The following is a 20,958-nucleotide window of genomic DNA, read 5'->3' as shown; positions in this document are numbered from 1 at the left end:
GGGCGGAATAGCCGCGACGCCGATCGCCGGGGCTCCGGGGGCCTGGGGGCGAAGCCCCCGGATTCCCTTCAGCGGTGGACCGCGGCGGAGCCGCTCAACGGCGAGCGTGACGGATCTTCAGTCGCCCCATCCCCGTGGCGCCGGAGATCCGGATCGTAGGCCCGTCCGTGCCGGAGCCCGAACCCGGCCGGGCGGGCTTGTACTTGGGCGCCTTCCAGGCGCCGCTGAGCCCGTCGAGGTCGACGACCGCGTCCCGCGGCACCACGATCTTCGCGCTGCCGGTGCCGAGCGCCAGCTCGATGTCGATCTCCGGGTGCTCGATGATCGCCTGCGACAGGTCGAGCCGCACCCGCCCGAGCGCCGACTGCACCTTGAGATGCCGCGGCACCCGCCACACCCCGCGCCGCGTGAACCGCCCGCTGACGGCGCCGATCGTGGCCGACGTCTCGACCGGCGCGCCCGGGACCGACTCCAGCGCGGCCGCCAGCTCGTCGCCCGTCCTGGCGGCGAGCGCCTGGTCAAGACGGGCGTCCATCTCCTCGTGGGAGAGGTGCCCTTCGGCGTACGCCTCGCGCAGCCGCCGCACGGCCGCGTCGCGCTCGGCCTCGGTGACGGGCGGCTGTGGTTCCGGCAGCGGGTTCACGCTCACACCCTAATCCCGCCGCGCAGCGCGTCCACGCACGTGTACAACTCCTCCGCCTGTACGCCCCCGAGCGCCGCCGTCAGCACCCCGTCGGGCCGTACGACCAGCACGGTGTGCGGCGTCGCGCCCGGGTATTCCTCGGCGATCAGCAGGTCGGTCGGCAGCGGCAGTTCGGCCACCGCCTGCGCCAGCTTCGGCATCAGCCCGGCGCCGAGCAGCCGGCTCCGGTCCCAGTAGCGGGTGCCGGGAGCGAGGAAGACCACCAGCGGCACGCCGCCCAGCCGCTCCCGCAGCATCGCCGTGCCGCCCTCCGCCGGCATCACCGGCACGTCCGCGACCTGCGCGCCCCACTCCGTACCGACGGCGACCGCGTGCGCCGGCAGCGGCTCGGGAGCCAGCGGCGAGTCCGCGTACACATCGGGGCCGCCGAGCTCCCCCTCCCCCAGGTGCCCGTCGCGCAGCAGCCGCAGCCCGGCCGTGCCACGGCCGCGCAGGTTGCCCTTGCGCAGTATCGGCAGCGCCTGGTCGGCAGCGCGCAGCCGGCGGGCCACCGCGCCGCGGCGCTCGGTCTCGTACGACTCGAGGAGCACCTCGCTCGTGCGCGGCTGCTGGACCGAGAGGGCCAGCTTCCAGCCGAGGTTGCGGGCGTCGCGCAGGCCCTCCTCCAGCTGCTGGGTGCCGATCGCGCCGCCGAGGTGCGCGGCGTCGCCGGCCAGGAAGCAGCGGTCGCGGCGGAAGTGCCGGGCGAGCCGGTGGTGGACGGTGTGCACGCCGGTGTCGAGGAGCTGATACGGCTGGTCGCCGACGCCCCAGGCGGCCAGCGTGGCCGCGATCCGCTCCAGCAGCGCCTCGGGCGTGACCAGGCCGTCCTCGTCACCGAGCAGCCAGTCGAGCCGCCACACCCCGCCGGGCAGCGGCCGCGCGGACACCTCGGCGCCGAGCCCGCGCCGCTGCCCGCCGCGCTGCAGCAACGCCTCGCCGCGGCCGCGGAGTTCGGCTTTTATCGCCGCGACGGCGTGCCGCTCGACGGCCGTACGACCGGCGAACCGCACCCCGAGCAGCTTGCGGACGGTGGACCGGGCGCCGTCGCAGCCGATGAGATGGCTGCCGCGCCACCAGGTGCCGTCGCCGCCCTGGGCGGGCCGGGTGTGCAGTATGACCCCGTCGGGCTCGGCCTCCAGCGCGTCGGCGCGCACGTCACGGACGTACTCGACGCACTTGCGCTCGTCGAGCGCCGCCCGCAGCGCCCGGGTCAGCGCGAACTGCGGGATGTGCAGCGGCGCTTCCGCCTCGTCCGCGAAGTCCGCCCGCGCCGCCTCGCGCGCTCCGCGCACCGCCCGCCACCCGGCGAGCCGCAGCCCTTCCTCGCGCAATACGGGCCCGCAGCCGAGCCGTTCGAGAAAGGCCGCCGTATCCGGCCGCAGCACCACGGTCCGCGCCTGCCGCGCCTCGTCCTCGCCGCCGCCACCGTCGAGCAGGACGGTGTTCACCCCGTACGAGCCGAGCACAAGCGAGAGGGCGAGCCCAACAGGGCCCGCCCCAACGACGATCACCGGATCCACGGCTGCGCAGCACTACGAACGAAGCAGGTGAGGGGGGCCCGGTGCACGCTCCAACTCTACAGCGGTGGCATCAGGCCCCTTGACCTCAGATCAGATCTTGCCCGCGCCTCCGAGCTCGCCGACCTACTCGGCCGCCACGACCGCGCGGCAGCGCCAGGTTGCTGCCCGGGGGATCTCAACGACCACAGGGATAGCGCGAAGGGACTCCACCAGCGTTGTCCTAGCACCCACCCAAGCGACTAGGGGGCCTAAAGGGCAGTCTCAGAGATCGTAGTCATCGATCACCACCCAGCTTGAGCACTTGACCGGAGTCGTATCGCCCGCCCCGTCAACCAGGCACACCGCCATGCTGTAGGCCGCGGGATGCTAAAGGTCGCTCTTGAAGCTTCCCATGGAGCCGATCCCGCCCCCGCTGTACCGCGACTCCACCTTGATCCAATCTCCCCCGAAGACGTCGGCCGTGCGAATAAATCCTCGAACTCCGTGACCTTCCGAGGAGTTGCCCTCCTATTCAAAGAGGTTACCCGAGTCATCTACAAACCTGAATGTGGCGACGTTTGCACTACCACTCTGGACGAACGCCCACTCGTTGCCACCATTGCCGTAATCATGGGCGGAGTTGCCCGCGTCCAGCAACGGAGCAGGGGTGGCGAGGATGACGCCTATCCGACCCAACCACGTACTGATCTGCGTGAAATGGTTCCTGACTACATTACCGAGTACAGAGTAGACCGACCGACTGCAATACGAAGGGGAGGTGAACAGTGGAAGCCCCCGCAGCGCGGGCGACGTGCTGACCCTGGACACATATCCCCGTCAACCGAAGTTTCGATGCGCTCTGGGTTGGCCACCGTGCGCCTGATCAAGTCACCTTCTGCCGTCGCCGGGACACAGGTGGTTGTGAGCGGCTCCATGGCGGGCGGGCTGGGAAGTACGCGCCGAGGGGGTGCAGCCGTAGACCCGCCCGTCCGGCAACACCATGGACACCGCCGCAACCCCACTCTCGGACTGGCTCAGCCAGCCCAGCCGGCTGCCTACACAGAAGTTCCAGCGGCGGTCGCTAACAGCATCGGGTCAGGAACCCGCGACTTCCCCGACACGAAGCACACCAAATAGCCCTTCAGCGGAGCCGGCGCCGACGGCACCGGGCGAGGAGCGGTCATCGAAACCACTCCCAACAACCGCCGGAGCCAACGAACTATTGGCGACTAGCGGAAGTGGAGCTGGGACGGCATAGCACACGGAGCGCCGTGTCCAGCTCGCTTGCGATTCTGCCGCTCGGAATCGGGCTGCGCACCTGAATCGCCCACGCGCTGCGAACGGTCACTGCGAGGCGGAAGGGCCGGGCCGCAACCGCACCCGAAGCACAGCGCCTGACCTCCAGCGTCAGGGTGAACCCGGTCCGCTTGCCGGACGGCAGCCGCAGCGGCAGCTTCGGCCGCACGGAAACACGGATGCCCGCCTCGCTCGGCTTGACGTCGGTGATCACAGTCTTGGTGGTGGCGACCGCCTTCAGCCTGACCTTCAGCGACCGCCGCCCAAGGTCCGGCCCGACGACATCCTCAACGTCCAGCCGCGTCGCCACAGGCCGTAACGGATGCGCCGTCGGCGCCGCCTGAGGCTTTGGCCCGTCGGGGCGGCACATCTCATACATACCGAGGCCGACGAGTAGCAGCGACAGTCCGGCGACGACGGCCCTCCGCACCCTTATCGGAAGCGTCGTCCAGCGATCGGTGAGCCGCTGGGCGTCGTCGCCGACCACTTCCGGTTCGCGAGGAACCTGCACACCAGGAAAATACGAACTTCCAGTCGATACAGCAAGGCCTGTGTCAAGCTCCATCGAAGCGGGTAACAGTGGGCAGAATCCAATCTCGACCGAAGCGCTCCGTTTCCGTCAAGCAGTCTTCAACGTCAGCATGAAACGAGGAAAGATGAACGGCCTACGGCCCGCTGCCGCCCTTGGCGGCCTGGCATTCGCGGTGGCTCTCACCCTCACCTCTCCCTCACCCTCAATGGCCACCCAGCAGCAAGTCCTCCCGACGGCAGCGGGAGCCACGTGTGGAGCCCCGGAGATTCACGCCTGGTATGACTCCGACCAATTCGGAACCTACTTGAAGGTCTGGTTCTCCACCCCCTCGGGGTGCAAGAAGGGCGGGCCGGTGGCCGCGCTGAACGGAAAGGTTCGGTGCATGAAAACCGGCAAGATCGTCTATAACGAGACAGAAACAATTACGACGGCACCGGCTGAGACATTGATCGACGCCCTGCCGAGCAAGCGCAAGTGCGGATCGTTCTACGCCACTGCCGTAGTCACCTATGTCGGCGCATCGGAACATAAAGATACATGGGAATGGAAGTGGGGAAACTATCCCGCTTAACCATCGCATCACCAGCAGGCTAGAAGCAGCATTCTGAAGAGAAGGGCTCACAAATGCTCCGCAAGACAGCAGCAAAGCGCTGCATCCCGATCGCGGCCGCGTCGACACTGGCGGCGCTGAGCTTCAGCGCTCCGCCAGCAAGCGCCGATGAGGTCTACATCGGCACCAAGAGCGGGAGCATCAAAAACCCACTCGGCGCCAAGGCTAAGTTCCACTACAAGGACAAACAGTACCGCAGTACTTCGATGTCGGATGCCCGGCTCCACAACATCTACGTGTCCTTCAGTGGTTGCACCGACTGGAAGGCCCGCGCGTCAGTCGAGTATCCGGGTGGCGGTACGGCGACCTCCGAAGAAGCAGAGGCCAGCGGGTGTGGCAAAAGGGTGCTTGTATCCCAGATTGGCAGTATGGATGCCGAGGTCACGCTGACAATCCACGTCGCTCCTGACAACGAGCCGGGCGATTTCACGCGGAGCGTCTCGATCCCTCCACTCCGGAAATGACGCGCCTGGTGCGGTAGGCAATACGTAATTGTCTGCCGCACCAGGCACGGCCCTAACGCCCCTTGGCAGTGGTATCCCAGTCCGTCGGTACGGCGATGGACATCCCGGATACTGCCGGTCCCGCTCGCGGCACCCTCCGCTGGCTCGCCCGCGCGAGTGACCTTGACACCGCCTACCAGCCGCAGATTGTGCTGGTGCAGCTATGCAAGCGCGACACCCTGCCGCAAATCGGCCAGGCAGCAGATCTCGGTTGGCAACCACTCACGCCTTCGTGCACGACATTGTCGACGGCAAGACGCTGCGGCTCTCCGTGAGGCGGCCGACCGGCCCCCCATATCCAAGACTTCATCACCCTCGCTCGCCAGCAGGGGATCACCGCTACCTGTGAGCGCTGGGCATCATCTCCCTCGAGCGCAAGGGCGCACATCAGTACCGACGGCAACGTCGAGGCGCCGATCGCACCCCTTCGCGCTGCAACCCGACGGACAAGCGTACGCGGTTCGATAAGTCACAAAACGGAAAGATTCAGTTATCCGCCTCAAGGCAGAAATGAAAGCTGCACCTGCGCCGACATTGGAGGGCGACTCCGGATTATCGTGACTTGACGCGCCGCCGGGAGCATGTGCCTTAGACCCAGCAATCGCTCGTCCGTTGCGGAGATTAAGGGCGAGCCGCAGCCCGTCCTCGCGCAATACGGGCCCGCAGCCGAGCCGTTCGAGAAAGGCCGCCGTATCCGGCCGCAGCACCACGGTCCGCGCCTGCCGCGCCTCGTCCTCGCCGCCGCCACCGTCGAGCAGGACGGTGTTCACCCCGTACGAGCCGAGCACAAGCGAGAGGGCGAGCCCAACAGGGCCCGCCCCGACGACGATCACCGGATCCACGGCTGCGCAGCACTACGAACGAAGCAGGTGAGGGGGGCCCGGTGCACGCTCCAACTCTACAGCGGTGGCACCGGGCCCCACGCACGCTCCAGGAAAGGCACCTGCGCCGGAGCGCCGTCCCTGATGCTGAGTCAATCACTCCACCCAGAGCAGTCGCAAAAACCACCTTCTGGGTTACTGAAGTTCCTATGGCACACCGTAGGCGAACATTATCATTCTCGGCCATGTCGTAATTACCACCGTCACGCCATCCTGTGCCCCACTCCTGTCGTAACAGAAGTCATGTCGACCATAGTTGGCCTCCCACTCTGTTACCGCACTAGCGCAATCAAACGCCCAGTCATTCCCGCCAATCCGGTCGCCTAAATATGCTCCAGATGAATTCGTGGCTCACCGGATATTGAGCTAAGTCGTGATCACCAACTCCGTCTGCTTGCGGACGAACCAGGCAGTTCGCATCGCAGCCGCACTGCGTCCTTCATCTTCACGATGGGCGCCACGGCGACACCGCCCGCATGAGCCACGGAACGTCCCACAACGGCCAGCATCAACTCCTCAACGGCGAGGTCGGGTTCTCGTCAGCCGCAGGATGGCCCAGCACGCGGGCGACGGACAACTCGGCTTCGCTTCTGTCGCTGGCAATAAGCTGCACATCTGTCTCGCGCACGCGCTTCGCACAGTCACGGCCAAGCGCATCGTCCAGGCCTTGTCCGATCTGCGTCCACGGTGAGCCCGGTCCACTTCCAGGGCGGCAGCCGCAGGGGCAGGTCCGACCGCGGGAATAGCCAGGTCCATCGGCCATTTTAACGTCCAGCAGCGTCGCCACTGGCTGCAGCAGGCACATATTGGGCTCCACCTGTGGCCGCGGAACCCCGTGGCTGGTCACCTCGTACCCGCCAAGGCCCGCGAGTAGGAGCAGCGACAGTACGGCGACCGTTACTCTTGCGCACCCATGCCGGAAGCGCCGTCCAGCGGTCGGTGAGCCACGGGCGTCTTCGCCGATCACTTCGGGTTCGGGTCGAACCTCTATGCCGAGAAGTCCCGGGTTCCAGCCTGACGCCGCAGTAGCCCGCCGGCACCAGTGGTGCCGACGGGCTCCTTAACGGCGGAGGCGGTGGCTCTCTCAGTTATCGGCGGGCGGATCGCCATCCACCATCGGCGGCGTCAGCGCGGCACCCGAGCCCGCTCCCGCCACCCCACCCTCGGCCGGCTCGCCCGCGTGGGCGATCTTGATGCCCTTCTTGGAGCGGCGGCCGCGCTTCTCGATCCAGGTGGCGAGCGCCGAGAGCAGCATGCACATCGCCACATAGATCGTGCCGGTCACTATGATCACCTGGACGTACGGATTCTCGTCCTGGACGGTGATGTTGTTGGCCAGCTGACGGGCCGCGTAGAGCAGCTCGCCGTACGTGATGATGTAGCCGAGCGAGGTGTCCTTCAGGGTCACCACGAGCTGGCTGATGATAGTCGGCAGCATCGACCGTACGGCCTGCGGAATGAGCACCGAGGTCATCACCTGCGTCTTGCGCAGGCCCAGCGCGTACGCCGCCTCCTTCTGGCCGCGTGGCACGGCGTTGATGCCGGCCCGGATCACCTCGGCCTGGACCGATCCGTTGTAGACGCCGAGACCCACCACCAGCGCCAGGTAAGCGGGCATGTCACCCTCCAAGCCCAGCTCACTCTTCCAGCTGAGGAAGACCACCCACAGCGCGTAAATGGTGATCAGCAGTGGCACGGCACGGAAGATCTCGATGAAGCCCGAGGAGATCGTGCGCACCCAGCGGTGGTCGGAGAGCCGACCGACGGCAAGGATCATCCCTAGGACGATCGAGACCACAGCCGCGACCGCAAAGACCTTCAGCGTCGTCACCAGGCCGTCGACGATGGACTGCCGGACGTTGGCGTAGTTGAAGATGTCCCAGCGTTCCGGGTCGAATTGGTCCCGGTCTGCCAGCTTCCACACCGCGAAGGCGATCAGGCCACCGACCAGCAGCGAGCCGAGGACGGTGTAGATGCGGTTGCGCATCCGGGCCTTGGGGCCGGGTGCGTCGTACAGGACGCTCGCGCTCATCGGGCGACCTCCAGGCGGCTTTCGAGCAGCCTGAACAGACCGCTGATGGCGAACGTGATGACGAGATAGGCAAGAGCCACCCAGAGGAAGATCCAGGCAATTGCGAAGCCTTGGTCACTCAGCAGCTTCTGGACGCCGAAGAGCTCGGTGACGCTGAACGCACCGGCGATCGCCGAGTTCTTGGTGAGCGCGATCATGATGCTGCTGAGCGGCGGGATGACCGTGCGGGTGGCTTGCGGCAGCACGATCATCCGCAACGTCTGGCCGAACGTCATGCCGAGCGAGCGCGCCGCCTCCGCCTGGCCGAATGGCACGGTGTTAATGCCGGATCTGACCGCCTCGCAGACGAACGAGGAGGTGTACAAGCCGAGCGCCATCAGGCCCTTGACCCAAGGGCTCATGCCGACATCGAAGATCTGCGGCACCACGAACCACATCACGAGGAACAGCAGGGTCAGCGGGGTATTGCGGAAGAGCGTGACCCATACGGTGCCGAACCACCGCAGCGGCGGCACGGGCGAGACCCGGAACGCGGCGAGCAGCACGCCCAGCACCAGCGCGAAGGCCGCGCTGGCCAAGGTCAGCAGCAGAGTGCCGACGAAACCGTCGCGGAACTCCGGCAAGTGGTCGAGCAGTACATTCACGGGGATGTCCTCGTGGGCCTCAGACAAGCGGGGGACAAACGGGGGAGTTTCGAAGCCGGGGTCCCGTGCGCTCCCTGGCGGAGCGCACGGGACCCCGTGGTCGAGCGGCGCCGGTCAGTAGCGCTCAAGGGCCGGCGGCTCCTCGTACGGCGAGCCGGACAGGCCCAGCGTGGCCTCGTAGACCTTCTTGTAGTCGCCGTTCTTCTGGTGCTTCTCCAGCGAGTCGCTGATGGCGTCGCGCAGTGTCTTGTCGTCCTTGTTCATGCCGACGCCGTACGGCTCATCGGTGAACGTCTTGCCGACGACCTTCAGCTTGGTCGGGCGCTCGGCAGCGTAACCCTTCAGGATCGCGTCGTCGGTGGTGACGGCGTCGACCTCCTTGTTCAGCAGCTGGGTGACGCACTCCGAGTACTTCGCCAGTTCGACAGTCTTGGCGCCGTACTTCGGCTTCTTGATCTCCTGCAGCGGAGTGGAGCCGACGATGGAGCAAACCTGCTTGCCCTTCAGGCTGTCCGGGCCGGTGATGGACTTCTCGTCCTTACGGACCAGGAGGTCGGCGCCCGCCATGAAGTACGGACCGGCGAAGCCAACCTGCTTCTTGCGCTCGTCGTTGATGGTATACGTGCCGACGAACAGGTCGATGTCGCCCTTGGAGATGGTGGTCTCGCGGACGCCGGAGTCGACGGTCTTCCAGGTGATCTGCTTGGGCGAGAAGCCGAGGTCTGCGGCGACCATCTTGGCGATCTCGATGTCGAAGCCCTCGCGGCTGCCGTCCTGGTTCTGGAAGCCCAGGTAAGGCTGGTCGTCCTTGGCGCCAATGACGATCTTGCCGCGCTTCTGGGCGGCCTTCAGCGTCGGCGAGTCGAGCTTGACGTCCTTCGCCACCGTGTACGTCGGGAGCTTGGCCGCAGCCTCTTTCTCCTTCTTGTCCCGCTTGCCGGCATCACCGGCTTCGCCGGACTCACCACCGCAGGCGGCGGTGGCAGAAAGGGCGAGCACGACGGCGGCCGCAGCCGCTACCTTATGGAACTTCATCATGAACCTCGTCTTCCGTTTGCTATGCAGGCAGCTTCAGTGGTGGAGGATCTTCGACAGGAAGTCCCTGGCCCGATCGCTGCGCGGGTTGGTGAAGAACTGCTCGGGCGACTGCTCCTCGACGATCTGACCGTCCGACATGAAGACGACCCGGTTGGCTGCCGAGCGGGCGAAGCCCATCTCGTGCGTCACCACGACCATCGTCATGCCGTCCCGGGCGAGTTGCTGCATGACTTCCAGCACCTCGTTGATCATCTCAGGGTCCAGGGCCGAGGTCGGCTCGTCGAAGAGCATCACCTTCGGGTCCATCGCCAGGGCGCGAGCGATCGCCACGCGCTGCTGCTGGCCACCGGAGAGCTGAGCGGGATACTTGTCCGCCTGGTTGCCGACGCCAACCCGGTCGAGCAGCTTACGGGCGTATTGGTCGGCGGCCTTCTTGTCCTTCTTGCGGACCTTGATCTGCCCCAGAGTCACGTTCTCCAGCACGGTCTTGTGTGCGAAGAGGTTGAACGACTGGAACACCATGCCGACGTCGGCGCGCAGCCGAGCCAGCTCCTTGCCCTCCTGCGGCAGCGGCTTGCCATCCAGCGCGATCGACCCGGAGTCAATGGTCTCCAGCCGATTGATCGCGCGGCACAGCGTGGACTTGCCGGACCCGGAGGGCCCGATCACGACGACGACCTCGCCCTGGCCGATCGTCAGATTGATGTCCTGGAGCACGTGCAGCGCGCCGAAATGCTTGTTGACGCCATCCAGGACGACGAGCGGTTCGCCGGTGGGCGGAACCTCGTCCTTGGTCACCGAAACCTCGGTCATCCGCTCCTTGCTCCATCCTCTTCGGTTGCCTGGACCTTAGTTAGCACGTTGAGCGACCGTCATTACATCTGAGGGGAAATTGAGCATAACGATCCAGCCTCAAACGGACACTCTCCGTGTACCGGACGTCCCCCGTCGGTGCTGGTCACGTAGAGGAAACGAGGAGGTGACCCGCTCCCCCCTTGACGCATCGCACCGCCGTGACGGTGTATGACGGTGTATTCGTATCGGAGGAGGTGAGGGGTCGTGAAGCTGCTGCTCGTCGAGGACGACGACCACGTCGCGGCGGCGCTGGCCGCCGTGCTGCGCCGGCACGGGTTCGAGGTCGGGCACGCGCGCGGGGGCGAGGAGGCGCTGCAGGAGCTGCTGCACGGCAAGCTGGCCCCCTTCGACGTGGTGCTGCTCGACCTCGGGCTGCCGGATCAGGACGGCTTCGAGGTGTGCGGGCGGATCCGTAAGCTCACGTCCACGCCGGTCATCATGGTCACCGCCCGCGCGGATGTGCGGTCGCGCATCCACGGGCTGAACCTCGGCGCCGACGACTACGTGGTCAAGCCGTACGACACGGGTGAGCTGCTGGCCCGTATCCACGCCGTCGCCCGGCGCACCGCCCCGGGCGACGAGGCCCCGGACAAGCCGGTCGAGGAGGAGCACGAGTCGCTGCGGCTCGGGCCGCTCACCCTTGAGCTGCCCACCCGGCGGGTGTTCGTGGACGGCGAGGACATCTCGCTCACCCGCAAGGAGTTCGACCTGCTGTCGCTGCTGGCGCACCGGCCCGGGGTGGTCTTCCGCCGGGAGCAGATCATCAGCGAGGTGTGGCGGACGAGCTGGGAGGGCACCGGGCGCACCCTGGAGGTGCATGTCGCGTCGCTGCGCTCGAAGCTGGGGCTGCCGGAGCTGATCGAGACCGTGCGCGGGGTCGGCTACCGGCTCGTCGTGCCCGCCGCCGCCGGCTGAGGGCGGTAAGACTCCCCTCGTGCGCACCCGACTCCTCCCCCTGCTGATCATCCTCATGGCCGGTGTGCTGCTCGCACTCGGCTTCCCGCTCGCCGGGCGGATCGCCACGCACGAGCAGCAGAAGGTGGTCGTGGACCGCATCGACGACACGGCCCGCTTCGCTTCGCTCGCACAGTACGTCACCTCGCGGGACCGCGACGGCGACTCGGCGGAGGACGAGCGGCTCTACACGCTCGGCGAGGAGCTGCACCGGTACCACGATCTCTACGACATCAAGGCGGGCGTGTACTACCGCGACCGCAAGCCGATGGCCGCCGCCCCCGGCGGCTGGGCCGCCGCGGCCGACGGCACCGAGGGCGGCCTCGCCTTCGACGAGGCGCTCGCCGGCCGCCGGAGCCACGACCCGCCGCAGGTCTATCCCTGGCAGCGCGGCCGGCTCACCGTCGCCTCCCCGGTCGTCCGCGACGGCGATGTGGTCGCGGTCGTCGTCACCGACTCCCCCACCGGGCAGATGCGTTCGCGCATCCTGGAGGGCTGGCTGCTGCTCGCGGCCGGCATCGCCGCCGCGATGCTCCTGGCCGTGGCCGCCGCGTACCGGCTCACGGGCTGGGTGCTCAGGCCCGTACGCGATCTGGACAAGGCCACCCACGACATCTCGACCGGCGCCATGGCCTCCCGGGTCGCGGTCGCCGGCGGGCCGCCGGAGCTGCGCCGGCTGGCGCACTCCTTCAACGACATGGCCGACAACGTCCAGGACGTCCTCGACCAGCAGCGCGCCTTCGTCGCCGACGCCTCGCACCAGCTGCGCAACCCGCTGTCCGCGCTGCTGCTGCGCATCGAGCTGCTCGCCCTGGAGCTCCCCGACGGCAATGAGGAGGTGGCGTCGGTACGGACCGAGGGCAAGCGGCTCGCGCACGTCCTCGACGACCTCCTCGACCTGGCGCTGGCCGAGCACGCTGCCGCGGATCTGCGGCTCGCGGACGTCGCCGAGATCGCCGCGGAGCGGGCGGCGGCCTGGCGCCCGGTCGCCGACGACAAGGGCGTCGAGCTGACCGTCGCGGGCGCGGCGGCGGCCACCGGGTGGGCGGATCCGGTGGCGCTGTCGAGCGCGCTGGACGCCGTGATCGACAACGCCGTGAAGTTCACCCCCGCCGGGGAGGCGGTGAGGGTCAGCACGCAGGCGAGGGGCGCGTCGGTGCGGATCGTGGTGGCGGACGGCGGCCCGGGCCTGACGGCGGAGGAGCTGGACCGCGTCGGCGATCGCTTCTGGCGCAGCAGCCGGCACCAGAACGTGAAGGGCTCCGGCCTCGGCCTGTCCATCACCCGCGCGCTGCTCGCCGCGGGCGGCGCCTCGATCGCGTACGAGCAGAACAGCCCGCACGGGCTGCGGGTGACGATCACGGTGCCGCGGAACGCGCCCGAATAAGCTCCGGAATCGCCTTCGGCATAGAGGACCGAAGCTGTCCGCAATGGCTCCTAACGTTGTTGTTGTCAGCACGACAGGCGACGCAGGAGGAACCATGACTTTTCTGGTGACGGGCGCGACCGGCAGCGTGGGCCGCAAGGTCGTCGAGGAGCTCGTGCAGGGCGGGCACCCGGTCAGGGCGCTCACCCGCGACCCCGGCAAGGCGCGGCTGCCCGAGGGCGTCGAGGTGGTCGCGGGCGACCTGACCAGGCCCGAGACCCTCGAGGGCGTCTTCGACGGCGTGACGGCCGCGCACTTCATCGGCTTCGCCGGCGACGACTACGGCCCGCTGGAGACCGCCGCCGAGATCGTGGATCTCGCGGTACGGACCGGGGTGCGGCGGGCGACGGTGCTCAAGGGCGTCCAGGGCGAGCAGGTCGAGGAGGCGCTGCAGAAGACCGATCTGGAGTGGACCTTCGTGCAGCCGGTGGAGTTCATGTCGAACGCGCGGGACTGGGCGGAGTCCATCCGCACCGAGCGGACCGTCCGCGAGCCGTTCCCGAAGGCGCTCAGCGCGATGGTGCACGAGGCGGACATCGCCGCGGTGATCACGGCCGGGCTGACGGGCGACGGGCACCACGGCCAGACGTATGTCGTGACCGGCCCTGAGGCGCTCACCAAGCCCGACAAGGTGCGCATCCTCGCCGAGGTCACCGGCCAGGACATCGCGTACGTCGAGCTGACCGAGCAGCAGGCACGGGACCGGTGGGCGGCCGAGGGCTATCCGAAGGAGACCATCGACTTCTTCGTGTGGGTGCACGGCGACCCGCCGGCGATCGGCTACACCGTCGTCGACACCGTGCGGCAGGTCACCGGGCGTCCGGCCCGCACCTTCGCCGAGTGGGTGGCGGAGCACCGGGCCGAGTTCACGGCTTGACCGAGCGGTAGTAGCGGGCGGCCCCGGGGTGGAGCTGCAGCGGATCCGTGAAGACGGCCGTGCGCAGGTCCACCTTCTGGGCCGCGTGCACTTTCTTTCCGATGCCGTCGCGGCTCCGTATCACCGAGCGGGTGAGGCCCTCGGTGAGCCGGTCGTCGGTGCGGTCGGTGGTCAGCAGCAGGTTGGCCACCGCGATCGTCTTCACGGCGCGGTCGCGCTGCACGTCCGGGTAGGCGTCGGGGGGCATCACGGCGGCCCGGTAGTAGCGGGTGGCCTCGTCGTCCTGCTGGTGCAGCGGGGTGATCAGGTCGTCGAGGGGGACGAGCTTGATGTCGGTGTCCTCGGCCAGCTTCCGTACCGATGTGGTGGGCAGCCCGCCGGACCAGAAGAACGCGTCGAGGTCGCCGGTCCGCAGCCCCTCCTGCATGTCGTCGAGGCCCTTGCCGACCGGCTCGATCTCCCGGTTGAAGTCCAGCCCGGCCGCCCTGACCAGGCGCCTCGCGATGAGCTGCACGCCCGATTCGTCCTCGCCGACGCCGACCCGCTTGCCCTTGAGGTCCGCGGCCCGCTCGATGTCCGAGCCCTCCGGGACGACGAGCTGGACATAGTCGTCGTAGAGCCGGGCGCAGGCGCGCAGTCGGCGGGCGTTCGGGCCGTCGTAGGCGGCGACGGCGTCCGAGGCGGCCACGGCGAAGTCGGCGCGGCCCTCGGCGAGGCGGCGCACGTTGTCCACCGAGCCCTGGCTGGGAGCCAGCTCTATCCGCACGTCCGGCAGGTCCCTGGCCGTCTCCTCGCGCAGCAGCTCGCCGTACGTCTCGTAGACGCCGTTGGGCACGCCGGTGGCGAAGGTCACGTCGCCGGAGGGCCGGTCGGAGCCGCCCGGGAGCAGCCATGACAGCAGCAGCCCGGCGGCCGCGAGGACGGCCACCGCGGCGGTGATGCCGCGACGGCTTCGGAGCTGGGCCTCCCAGCCCTTACCCTGGTTCATTGACATGAAGACTTACCAGGTGCGCACACACGGCTGCCAGATGAACGTCCACGACTCCGAGCGTATGGCCGGACTCCTGGAGGACGCGGGCTATGTCCGCGCGCCCAAGGACGCCGAGGCCGCGGACGTGGTCGTCTTCAATACCTGCGCCGTGCGCGAGAACGCGGACAACAAGCTCTACGGCAACCTCGGCCAGCTCGCGCCGCAGAAGGCCGCGCATCCGGGCATGCAGATCGCGGTCGGCGGCTGCCTGGCGCAGAAGGACCGGGACACGATCACCAAGCGCGCGCCCTGGGTCGATGTGGTCTTCGGCACGCACAACGTCGGCAAGCTGCCGGTGCTGCTGGAGCGGGCCCGTATCGCGGAAGAGGCGCAGGTCGAGATCGCCGAGTCGCTGGAGGCGTTCCCGTCGACGCTGCCGACGCGGCGGGAGAGCGCGTACGCGGCCTGGGTGTCGATCTCGGTCGGCTGCAACAACACCTGCACCTTCTGCATCGTCCCGGCGCTGCGCGGCAAGGAGAAGGACCGCCGCCCCGGCGACATCCTGGCCGAGGTGGAGGCGCTGGTCGCGGAGGGCGTCCAGGAGATCACCCTGCTCGGGCAGAACGTGAACGCGTACGGCTCCGACATCGGCGACCGCCAGGCCTTCAGCAAGCTGCTGCGCGCCTGCGGGCGGATCGAGGGCCTGGAGCGGGTCCGCTTCACCTCCCCGCACCCGCGCGACTTCACGGACGACGTGATCGAGGCGATGGCCGAGACCCCGAACGTGATGCCGCAGCTGCACATGCCGCTGCAGTCCGGCTCCGACACGGTGCTGCGCGCGATGCGCCGCTCGTACCGGCAGGAGCGCTTCCTCGGGATCATCGAGAAGGTACGGGCCGCGATGCCCGACGCCGCGATCTCGACCGACATCATCGTCGGCTTCCCCGGCGAGACCGACGAGGACTTCGAGCAGACGCTGCACGCGGTCCGCGAGGCCCGCTTCGCGCAGGCCTTCACCTTCCAGTACTCCAAGCGCCCCGGGACCCCGGCCGCCGACATGGACGGCCAGATCCCGAAGAAGGTCGTCCAGGAGCGCTACGAGCGCCTGGTCGCCCTCCAGGAGGAGATCTCCTGGGAGGAGAACAAGAAGCAGGTCGGCCGGGTCGTCGAGGTCATGGTCGCCGAGGGCGAGGGCCGCAAGGACGACGCCACCCACCGGCTGTCCGGCCGCGCCCCTGACAACCGCCTGGTGCACTTCGCGCGCCCGGACGAGCCGGTCCGCCCCGGCGACATGGTCACGGTCGAGATCACCTACGCCGCCCCGCACCACCTCCTGGCCGAGGGCCCGGCGAAGGCGGTCCGCCGCACCCGCGCCGGCGACGCCTGGGAGCAGCGCACGGCTGCCCCCGAGCCGGCCAAGGGCGTCATGCTCGGCCTCCCGACGATCGGCGCCCCGGCCCCCTCGGCGACGCCGGCACCCTCGGGATGCGGCTGCGACTGAGCCGATGGAGCTGCGGGACATCGAGATATTCCTGAGGCTCGCGGAAGAGCTGCACTTCGGGCGTACGGCGGAGAAGCTGCACATCACCCAGGCCCGGGTCAGCCAGTCCATCGCCAAGCAGGAGCGGCGCATCGGCGCCGCCCTCTTCGAGCGCTCCAGCCGCAAGGTGGCACTGACCCCGATCGGTGCCCGGCTGCGCGACGATCTGCAGGCCGGGTACGACCGGATCCAGGAGGGCATCGACACGGCCGTCGAGTCCGCCCGGGGGACGGAAGGGGCGCTGCGGCTCGGCCTGTTCGGCACCCAGGCGCACGATCTCGCCCCGCTGACGCGGGCGTTCCGCGCCCGGCACCCCGGGTGTGAACTGACCTTCCGCGAGGTGCCGTTCAGCGACCCGTTCGGGCAGCTGCGGGCCGGTGAGATCGACGTGCAGACCTGCTGGCTGCCGGTGCGCGAGCCGGACCTGACGGTCGGCCCGGTGGTGCTGGCCGAGCCGCTGTGGCTGATGGTCGACGAGGCCCACCCGCTGGCCGGCCGGGAATCCGTCTGCCTCGAGGACCTCGCCGACTGCACGCTGCCCGGCTTCCCGGAAGCGGCACCCGCGTACTGGGTGGAGGCGATTGAGCCGACCCGCACCCCGTCGGGCCGGCCGATCGCGCGCGGCCCGGTGCTCAGCACCTTCCAGGAGGTGGAGGCCGCGGTGGTGTCCGGCACCACCCAGTGCGTCGTGCACTCCGACGCGCCGCGCTACTACCGCCGCCCCGGCATCGTCTACATCCCCATCGAGGACGCGCCGCTGGGCCGTTGGGCGCTGCTCTGGCGCACGGCGGGCGAGACGGCGCTGGTCCGGGCATATGCACAGGTGGCGGCGGAGCAAGCGGCGGATCGTTAGGCTGCCGCCATGCTGATCGCCGCCGCCTGCTGTCCGTGTCCGCCGCTGCTGGTTCCCGAGGTCGCGTCCGGGGCGGCCGCCGAGCTCGACGAGCTGCGCGCGGCGTGCTCGGACGCGGTGGGGCTGCTGGCGGCCGCGCGGCCGGAGCGGCTGATCGTCGTGGGGCCCGCCGAGCAGGCGGGGCGGGGGCCGCATCCGCAGGGTTCCGTGGGGTCGTTCCAGGGCTTCGGCGTGGATCTTCAGGTACGGCTCGGTGCTTCCGGCGGCGCCGAGACCGCCCGCGAGCTGCCGCCGTCGCTGTCCGTCGGCGCCTGGCTGCTGGAGCGCGCCCAGTGGTCGGAGCCGGTGGAGGCGCTCGGCGTCGGCGAGCCCCTCGCCGCGGAGCGCTGCCTCGAGGTGGGCCGCGAACTGGCCGCCGGCGCAGGGCGGGTGGCGCTGCTCGTCATGGGCGACGGCAGCGCATGCCGTACGGAAAAGGCGCCCGGCTATTACGACGAGCGCGCCGCCGCCTTCGACGCCGAGGCGGCGCGGGCGCTGGGGGCGGCGGACCGGGAGGCGCTGGCGGCGCTGGACGCGGAGCTGGCAGCCGAGCTGCAGGCCTCGGGACGGGCGTGCTGGCAGGTGCTCGCGGGCGCGGCGGAGGGCGCGGACCTGCGCGGGTCGCTGCGGTACGACGAGGCGCCGTACGGGGTGGGGTACTTCGTGGCGGCGTGGTCGTAACGCGGCTCTGATGGCCGTAACGCGGCCCTCCAGCGCTACGCGTCCAGCAGCTCCGCCGCCGTCACCGCGCGCAGCCCGCGCCCCTTCAGGTCGTCCAGGATGGCGGGCAGCGCCTCGATGGTGCCCTCGTGCCCCAGGTGCAGGCTGACCACGGACCCGCGCTCGACGCCGCCGGCGACGTACTCGCGGACCGCCGCGGCCCCCGGGTCGGTGTTGTCGCGCGAGTCGACGTCGTACGACAGGCAGTGCGGATACCCGGCCTGGCGGGCGAGCCGCTGCACCAGCGGGGTGGCGCGGTGCGCCCGCGACGGCCGGAACCACTTGCCGCGGCTGCCGGTGAGCACCTTCAGCCGGCGCGCGCACTGCTCGATCTCGGCGCGCGCCTCGGCCTCGCTCAGCGCGTTGATCTCGAGGTGGTTCTGCGTGTGATTGCCGATCTCATGCCCGCCGTCGAGGATCCGCTTGGCCAGCGCCGGATACGTATCGAGCCAGCTGCCCACCGCCATCACCGTCACCCTGGCCCCGCCCCGCTCGGCCTCCCGCAGCAGCGCCTTGGCGAGGGCGGGCTCGCCCTGCCCGTGGAAGGTGAGCGAGACGGCGGTGGAGCGACGCGAGGCATGCGCGACCTGGTACGGCAGCGGGGCGGCGGCCTTGACGGGGGGCTTGCGGCTGGGGCCGCTGCCCTCGCGGGAACCGGCGGCTTCGGCGCAGCCGGCGAGGAGGGCCGGGGCGAGCAGGGCTTGGAGGGCGGTGCGTCGTCTCACGCAGGCAACCGTAATGCGGCAAATCAGGCAAAACGCAGCGCAACGCTGTCAGCTCAGCGCTGGTCCACCGGAACGGCCATCGCCTCGCACACGCCCTTCCACACGTCCTTCGCGTCCCACCCCGCGTCGAGCGCCTCGTGCACCGTACGCCCCCCGAGCTCCGCCATGACGTGGTCGCGCGCGAAGGAGTCGACGTACGCCGCTCCGAAGTAGTCCGTCATCCGATCCCAGAACACCGTCAACCACATGCGTCCATTATCGCGCGCCCGCACCGCTCCTCCGGGTGCGACTGGGGTCGTGACCGTCGCCAGGCCGCCCGACCGGCAATAACGTCGTCGCCATGGCCACCGCCACTCCCCCCGCACCGCCTCCTCCCTCGCCCGATCCGCTCGCCGCCGCCGAGCGGTTCATGTGGCTCACCGCCCGGGTCCTCGAACAACGCCGGCTCGCGCACTGCTTCCGGCCGGGCTCCGCCGCCGAGTACGCCGCCGACACCGTGGTCACCGCCCTCGAGGCGTACCGCTCCCCCGACGGCGGCTACGGCCACGGCCTCGACCCGGACCTGCGCGGCCCGGTCAGCCAGCCCGCGCACGCCGCGTACGCGCTGCGCGTCCTCGACGCCGCGGGCCGCTGCGCCGGCCGCCGGGTGGAGGAGATCTGCCGCTACCTCACGGCCGTATCCACTCGCGACGGCGCCCTCCCCGCCGTCGACCCGGCGCTGCGCGGCTACCCGCACGCGCCGTGGCTGGCGATCACCGGCGACCCGGCGGCCGACCTGACGACGACGGCCCCGATCGTCGGCCTGCTGCACCGCAACGAGGTCTGGCACGCCTGGCTCTTCCGCGCCACCGACTTCTGCTGGGCCGCGATCGACAGCCTCGGCAAGACCCACCCGTACGAGGCGGAGGCCGCGGTGGCCTTCCTCGACGGCGCCCGCGACCGCCAGCGCGCCGAGGCGGCCGCGGACCGCCTCGGCAGGCTCGTACGCGAACAGCGCCTGGCCGTCCTGGAGCCGGAGCGCCGCGACCGCTACCCGGTCGGCGACGGCTACGCCCCCGGCGACCACCACTTCCCGCACGACTACGCGCGCCGCCCGGACTCGGTGGCCCGGCGCTGGTTCAGCGAGGAGGAGATGGCCCGCTCGCTGGACTACCTGGCCGCCGAGCAGCAGGACGACGGCGGCTGGCCGGTCCGCCGCCGCAGCTGGGCGCAGCTCCCGGCGCTGGAGTCGCGGCCGATCGCGACGCTGGAGGCGCTGCTGACGCTGCGGGCCTACGGACGGCTGGCTAACTGATCGCCCGCACCGCGGCCGTCACCAGCACAGCAACGGCGATGACCAGCAGGAAAGGCGCCCGCAGCAGCACGGCGACCGCCGCCGCTGCCACCCCGGCGGCGCGGGCGTCGACGACGAGGGCACCGCTGTCCTCAAAGGTCTGCTGCGCCGTCAGCGCGGCCAGCAGCGCGACGGGCAGCAGAGCCGAAAGCCGCCTGACGACGGGCCGCTCCAGCACGCCGGCCGGGACGGAGAGCCCGAGCAGCTTGACCCCGTAGCAGCCGACGACGGTGAGTCCGATGGCGATCCAGGCGTTCATGCGCTCTCCTCCTCCTTGGCGACGCCGCGCTTTCCGTGCACGTACAGGACAACAGGCGCCGCCAGGGCAGCCACCAGCACCGGAACCCCGGCAGGCAGCACGGGCAGCAGCCCGAGCCCGAGCGCGACGGCGAGCACGGCGGTGACGCGCTCGACGCCGGTCTTCAGCATCGGCGCCAGCAGCGCGAGGAAGACGGCGGGCCCGGCGGCGTCGAGCCCCCAGGCGTCGGTGTCGCCGAGGGCTTCGGCGCCGAGCGCGCCGAGCAGGGTGGAGAGATTCCAGCAGATGTAGAGCGAAAGACCGGTGACGACGAACCCGACCCGCTGCGCCCGCCGCCCCTTCTGCGCGAAGGCGACGACGGAGGTCTCGTCGATCACCCAGTGCGCGGCGAAGGGCTTGACGGCGCGGGGCAGTTGCAGCATGGGAGCGAGCCGCAGCCCGTAAAAGGCATTCCGCACGCCGAGGAAGAAGGCGCCCGCGGCGGCGGTGTACGGATTCCCCCCGGAGGCGATCGCTCCGACGAGCGCGAACTGCGACGCCCCGGTGAAGACGAACAGGCTGAGCACGCAGGTCTGCAGCAGCGAGAGCCCGGCCCCGGCGGCGTAGACCCCGAAGGCGAATCCGGAGAGCCCGACGGCGACGCCGACGCCGAGGGCGTCGCGGGTGGCGCGGCGGTCGGGGGTGGGG

The 20,958-nt window shown here is 69.6% G+C and carries 21 protein-coding genes and 1 pseudogene; 9 read left to right on the top strand and 13 right to left on the bottom strand.

Annotation, left to right across the window (positions count from 1 at the left end; all coding sequences use genetic code 11):
• Positions 1–94: 94 nt before the first annotated feature.
• The 3 genes from G5C51_RS26245 to G5C51_RS26235 all read right to left on the bottom strand — a co-directional run bounded on the left by G5C51_RS26245 (position 95) and on the right by G5C51_RS26235 (position 3,991).
• Entirely contained in the window at positions 95–643 is a 549-nt protein-coding gene (locus tag G5C51_RS26245) for a DUF1707 domain-containing protein (protein ID WP_165240686.1), read from the bottom strand.
• A 2-nt stretch (positions 644–645) separates the two neighbouring features.
• Positions 646–2,205: an FAD-dependent monooxygenase gene (locus G5C51_RS26240; RefSeq protein ID WP_165240685.1), complete on the bottom strand. Its 1,560-nt coding sequence runs from the start codon at positions 2,203–2,205 to the stop codon at positions 646–648.
• Between the two features lie 1,198 nt (positions 2,206–3,403).
• A complete protein-coding gene (locus tag G5C51_RS26235) occupies positions 3,404–3,991 on the bottom strand; it encodes a hypothetical protein (RefSeq protein ID WP_165240684.1) in 588 nt (195 codons plus the stop codon).
• A 40-nt stretch (positions 3,992–4,031) separates the two neighbouring features.
• On the opposite strand from G5C51_RS26235, the gene G5C51_RS26230 reads away from it, so the two are divergent.
• Positions 4,032–4,583 (top strand): hypothetical protein, encoded by a 552-nt coding sequence (locus G5C51_RS26230; protein ID WP_165240683.1) that lies wholly within the window; start codon positions 4,032–4,034, stop codon positions 4,581–4,583.
• A 53-nt stretch (positions 4,584–4,636) separates the two neighbouring features.
• Positions 4,637–5,086, top strand: a complete 450-nt coding sequence (locus tag G5C51_RS26225) for a hypothetical protein (protein ID WP_165240682.1) — start codon at positions 4,637–4,639, stop codon at positions 5,084–5,086.
• Between the two features lie 671 nt (positions 5,087–5,757).
• Here G5C51_RS26225 and G5C51_RS43230 read toward each other — a convergent pair.
• From G5C51_RS43230 to G5C51_RS26200, 5 genes and pseudogenes are all read right to left on the bottom strand, one after another.
• Positions 5,758–5,967 (bottom strand): annotated as a pseudogene (locus G5C51_RS43230) (FAD-dependent monooxygenase); the annotation flags it as partial.
• 1,123 nt (positions 5,968–7,090) lie between these two features.
• Positions 7,091–8,038, bottom strand: coding sequence for an amino acid ABC transporter permease (locus tag G5C51_RS26215; RefSeq protein ID WP_165240680.1), 948 nt, complete (start codon positions 8,036–8,038; stop codon positions 7,091–7,093).
• Entirely contained in the window at positions 8,035–8,682 is a 648-nt protein-coding gene (locus G5C51_RS26210) for an ABC transporter permease subunit (protein ID WP_165240679.1), read from the bottom strand. The genes G5C51_RS26215 and G5C51_RS26210 overlap by 4 nt, the downstream gene beginning before the upstream one ends.
• A gap of 114 nt (positions 8,683–8,796) precedes the next feature.
• Complete coding sequence (locus tag G5C51_RS26205; protein ID WP_165240688.1) at positions 8,797–9,717, bottom strand: glutamate ABC transporter substrate-binding protein; 921 nt, start codon at positions 9,715–9,717, stop codon at positions 8,797–8,799.
• Between the two features lie 36 nt (positions 9,718–9,753).
• Positions 9,754–10,533, bottom strand: coding sequence for an amino acid ABC transporter ATP-binding protein (locus G5C51_RS26200; protein WP_165240678.1), 780 nt, complete (start codon positions 10,531–10,533; stop codon positions 9,754–9,756).
• A 246-nt stretch (positions 10,534–10,779) separates the two neighbouring features.
• Between G5C51_RS26200 and G5C51_RS26195 the strand changes: the two genes are divergently transcribed.
• The 3 genes from G5C51_RS26195 to G5C51_RS26185 all read left to right on the top strand — a co-directional run bounded on the left by G5C51_RS26195 (position 10,780) and on the right by G5C51_RS26185 (position 13,832).
• On the top strand, positions 10,780–11,490 hold the full coding sequence (locus tag G5C51_RS26195; RefSeq protein WP_165240677.1) for a response regulator: 711 nt from the start codon (positions 10,780–10,782) through the stop codon (positions 11,488–11,490).
• A 19-nt stretch (positions 11,491–11,509) separates the two neighbouring features.
• Positions 11,510–12,916 (top strand): ATP-binding protein, encoded by a 1,407-nt coding sequence (locus G5C51_RS26190; RefSeq protein ID WP_165240676.1) that lies wholly within the window; start codon positions 11,510–11,512, stop codon positions 12,914–12,916.
• 94 nt (positions 12,917–13,010) lie between these two features.
• The gene (locus G5C51_RS26185) at positions 13,011–13,832 is read left to right on the top strand and encodes an NAD(P)H-binding protein (RefSeq protein ID WP_165240675.1); all 822 of its coding nucleotides are present in this window, start codon (positions 13,011–13,013) and stop codon (positions 13,830–13,832) included.
• Here G5C51_RS26185 and G5C51_RS26180 read toward each other — a convergent pair.
• Positions 13,822–14,820, bottom strand: coding sequence for a TAXI family TRAP transporter solute-binding subunit (locus tag G5C51_RS26180; protein ID WP_165240674.1), 999 nt, complete (start codon positions 14,818–14,820; stop codon positions 13,822–13,824). The genes G5C51_RS26185 and G5C51_RS26180 overlap by 11 nt on opposite strands.
• 4 nt (positions 14,821–14,824) lie before the next feature.
• On the opposite strand from G5C51_RS26180, the gene miaB reads away from it, so the two are divergent.
• The 3 genes from miaB to G5C51_RS26165 are packed head-to-tail and all read left to right on the top strand — an operon-like array spanning position 14,825 to position 17,915.
• The gene (miaB, locus tag G5C51_RS26175; protein WP_165240673.1) at positions 14,825–16,303 is read left to right on the top strand and encodes a tRNA (N6-isopentenyl adenosine(37)-C2)-methylthiotransferase MiaB; all 1,479 of its coding nucleotides are present in this window, start codon (positions 14,825–14,827) and stop codon (positions 16,301–16,303) included.
• 4 nt (positions 16,304–16,307) lie between these two features.
• A complete protein-coding gene (locus G5C51_RS26170; protein ID WP_165240672.1) occupies positions 16,308–17,195 on the top strand; it encodes a LysR family transcriptional regulator in 888 nt (295 codons plus the stop codon).
• Between the two features lie 9 nt (positions 17,196–17,204).
• The gene (locus G5C51_RS26165) at positions 17,205–17,915 is read left to right on the top strand and encodes a class III extradiol dioxygenase subunit B-like domain-containing protein (RefSeq protein ID WP_165240671.1); all 711 of its coding nucleotides are present in this window, start codon (positions 17,205–17,207) and stop codon (positions 17,913–17,915) included.
• Between the two features lie 35 nt (positions 17,916–17,950).
• Here the strand turns inward: G5C51_RS26165 and G5C51_RS26160 are convergent, their stop codons facing one another.
• On the bottom strand, positions 17,951–18,679 hold the full coding sequence (locus G5C51_RS26160; protein WP_338118305.1) for a polysaccharide deacetylase family protein: 729 nt from the start codon (positions 18,677–18,679) through the stop codon (positions 17,951–17,953).
• A 53-nt stretch (positions 18,680–18,732) separates the two neighbouring features.
• Complete coding sequence (locus G5C51_RS26155; RefSeq protein ID WP_165240670.1) at positions 18,733–18,927, bottom strand: DUF3046 domain-containing protein; 195 nt, start codon at positions 18,925–18,927, stop codon at positions 18,733–18,735.
• A gap of 92 nt (positions 18,928–19,019) precedes the next feature.
• On the opposite strand from G5C51_RS26155, the gene G5C51_RS26150 reads away from it, so the two are divergent.
• The gene (locus tag G5C51_RS26150; protein ID WP_165240669.1) at positions 19,020–19,973 is read left to right on the top strand and encodes a hypothetical protein; all 954 of its coding nucleotides are present in this window, start codon (positions 19,020–19,022) and stop codon (positions 19,971–19,973) included.
• Here G5C51_RS26150 and G5C51_RS26145 read toward each other — a convergent pair.
• Both G5C51_RS26145 and G5C51_RS26140 read right to left on the bottom strand, forming a co-directional pair.
• Positions 19,966–20,271 (bottom strand): AzlD domain-containing protein, encoded by a 306-nt coding sequence (locus G5C51_RS26145; protein ID WP_165240668.1) that lies wholly within the window; start codon positions 20,269–20,271, stop codon positions 19,966–19,968. The genes G5C51_RS26150 and G5C51_RS26145 overlap by 8 nt on opposite strands.
• A partial coding sequence (locus tag G5C51_RS26140) for an AzlC family ABC transporter permease (protein WP_165240667.1) occupies positions 20,268–20,958 on the bottom strand: 691 nt, incomplete at its 5' end. The genes G5C51_RS26140 and G5C51_RS26145, both read right to left, overlap by 4 nt.

The sequence above is a fragment of the Streptomyces coryli genome (genome assembly GCF_011044975.1).
In the GTDB taxonomy this organism is placed as follows: Bacteria; Actinomycetota; Actinomycetes; order Streptomycetales; family Streptomycetaceae; genus Streptomyces; species Streptomyces coryli.
Note: the sequence above shows the minus strand (reverse complement) of the source record. Positions and strands in the feature narration are given on the sequence as shown.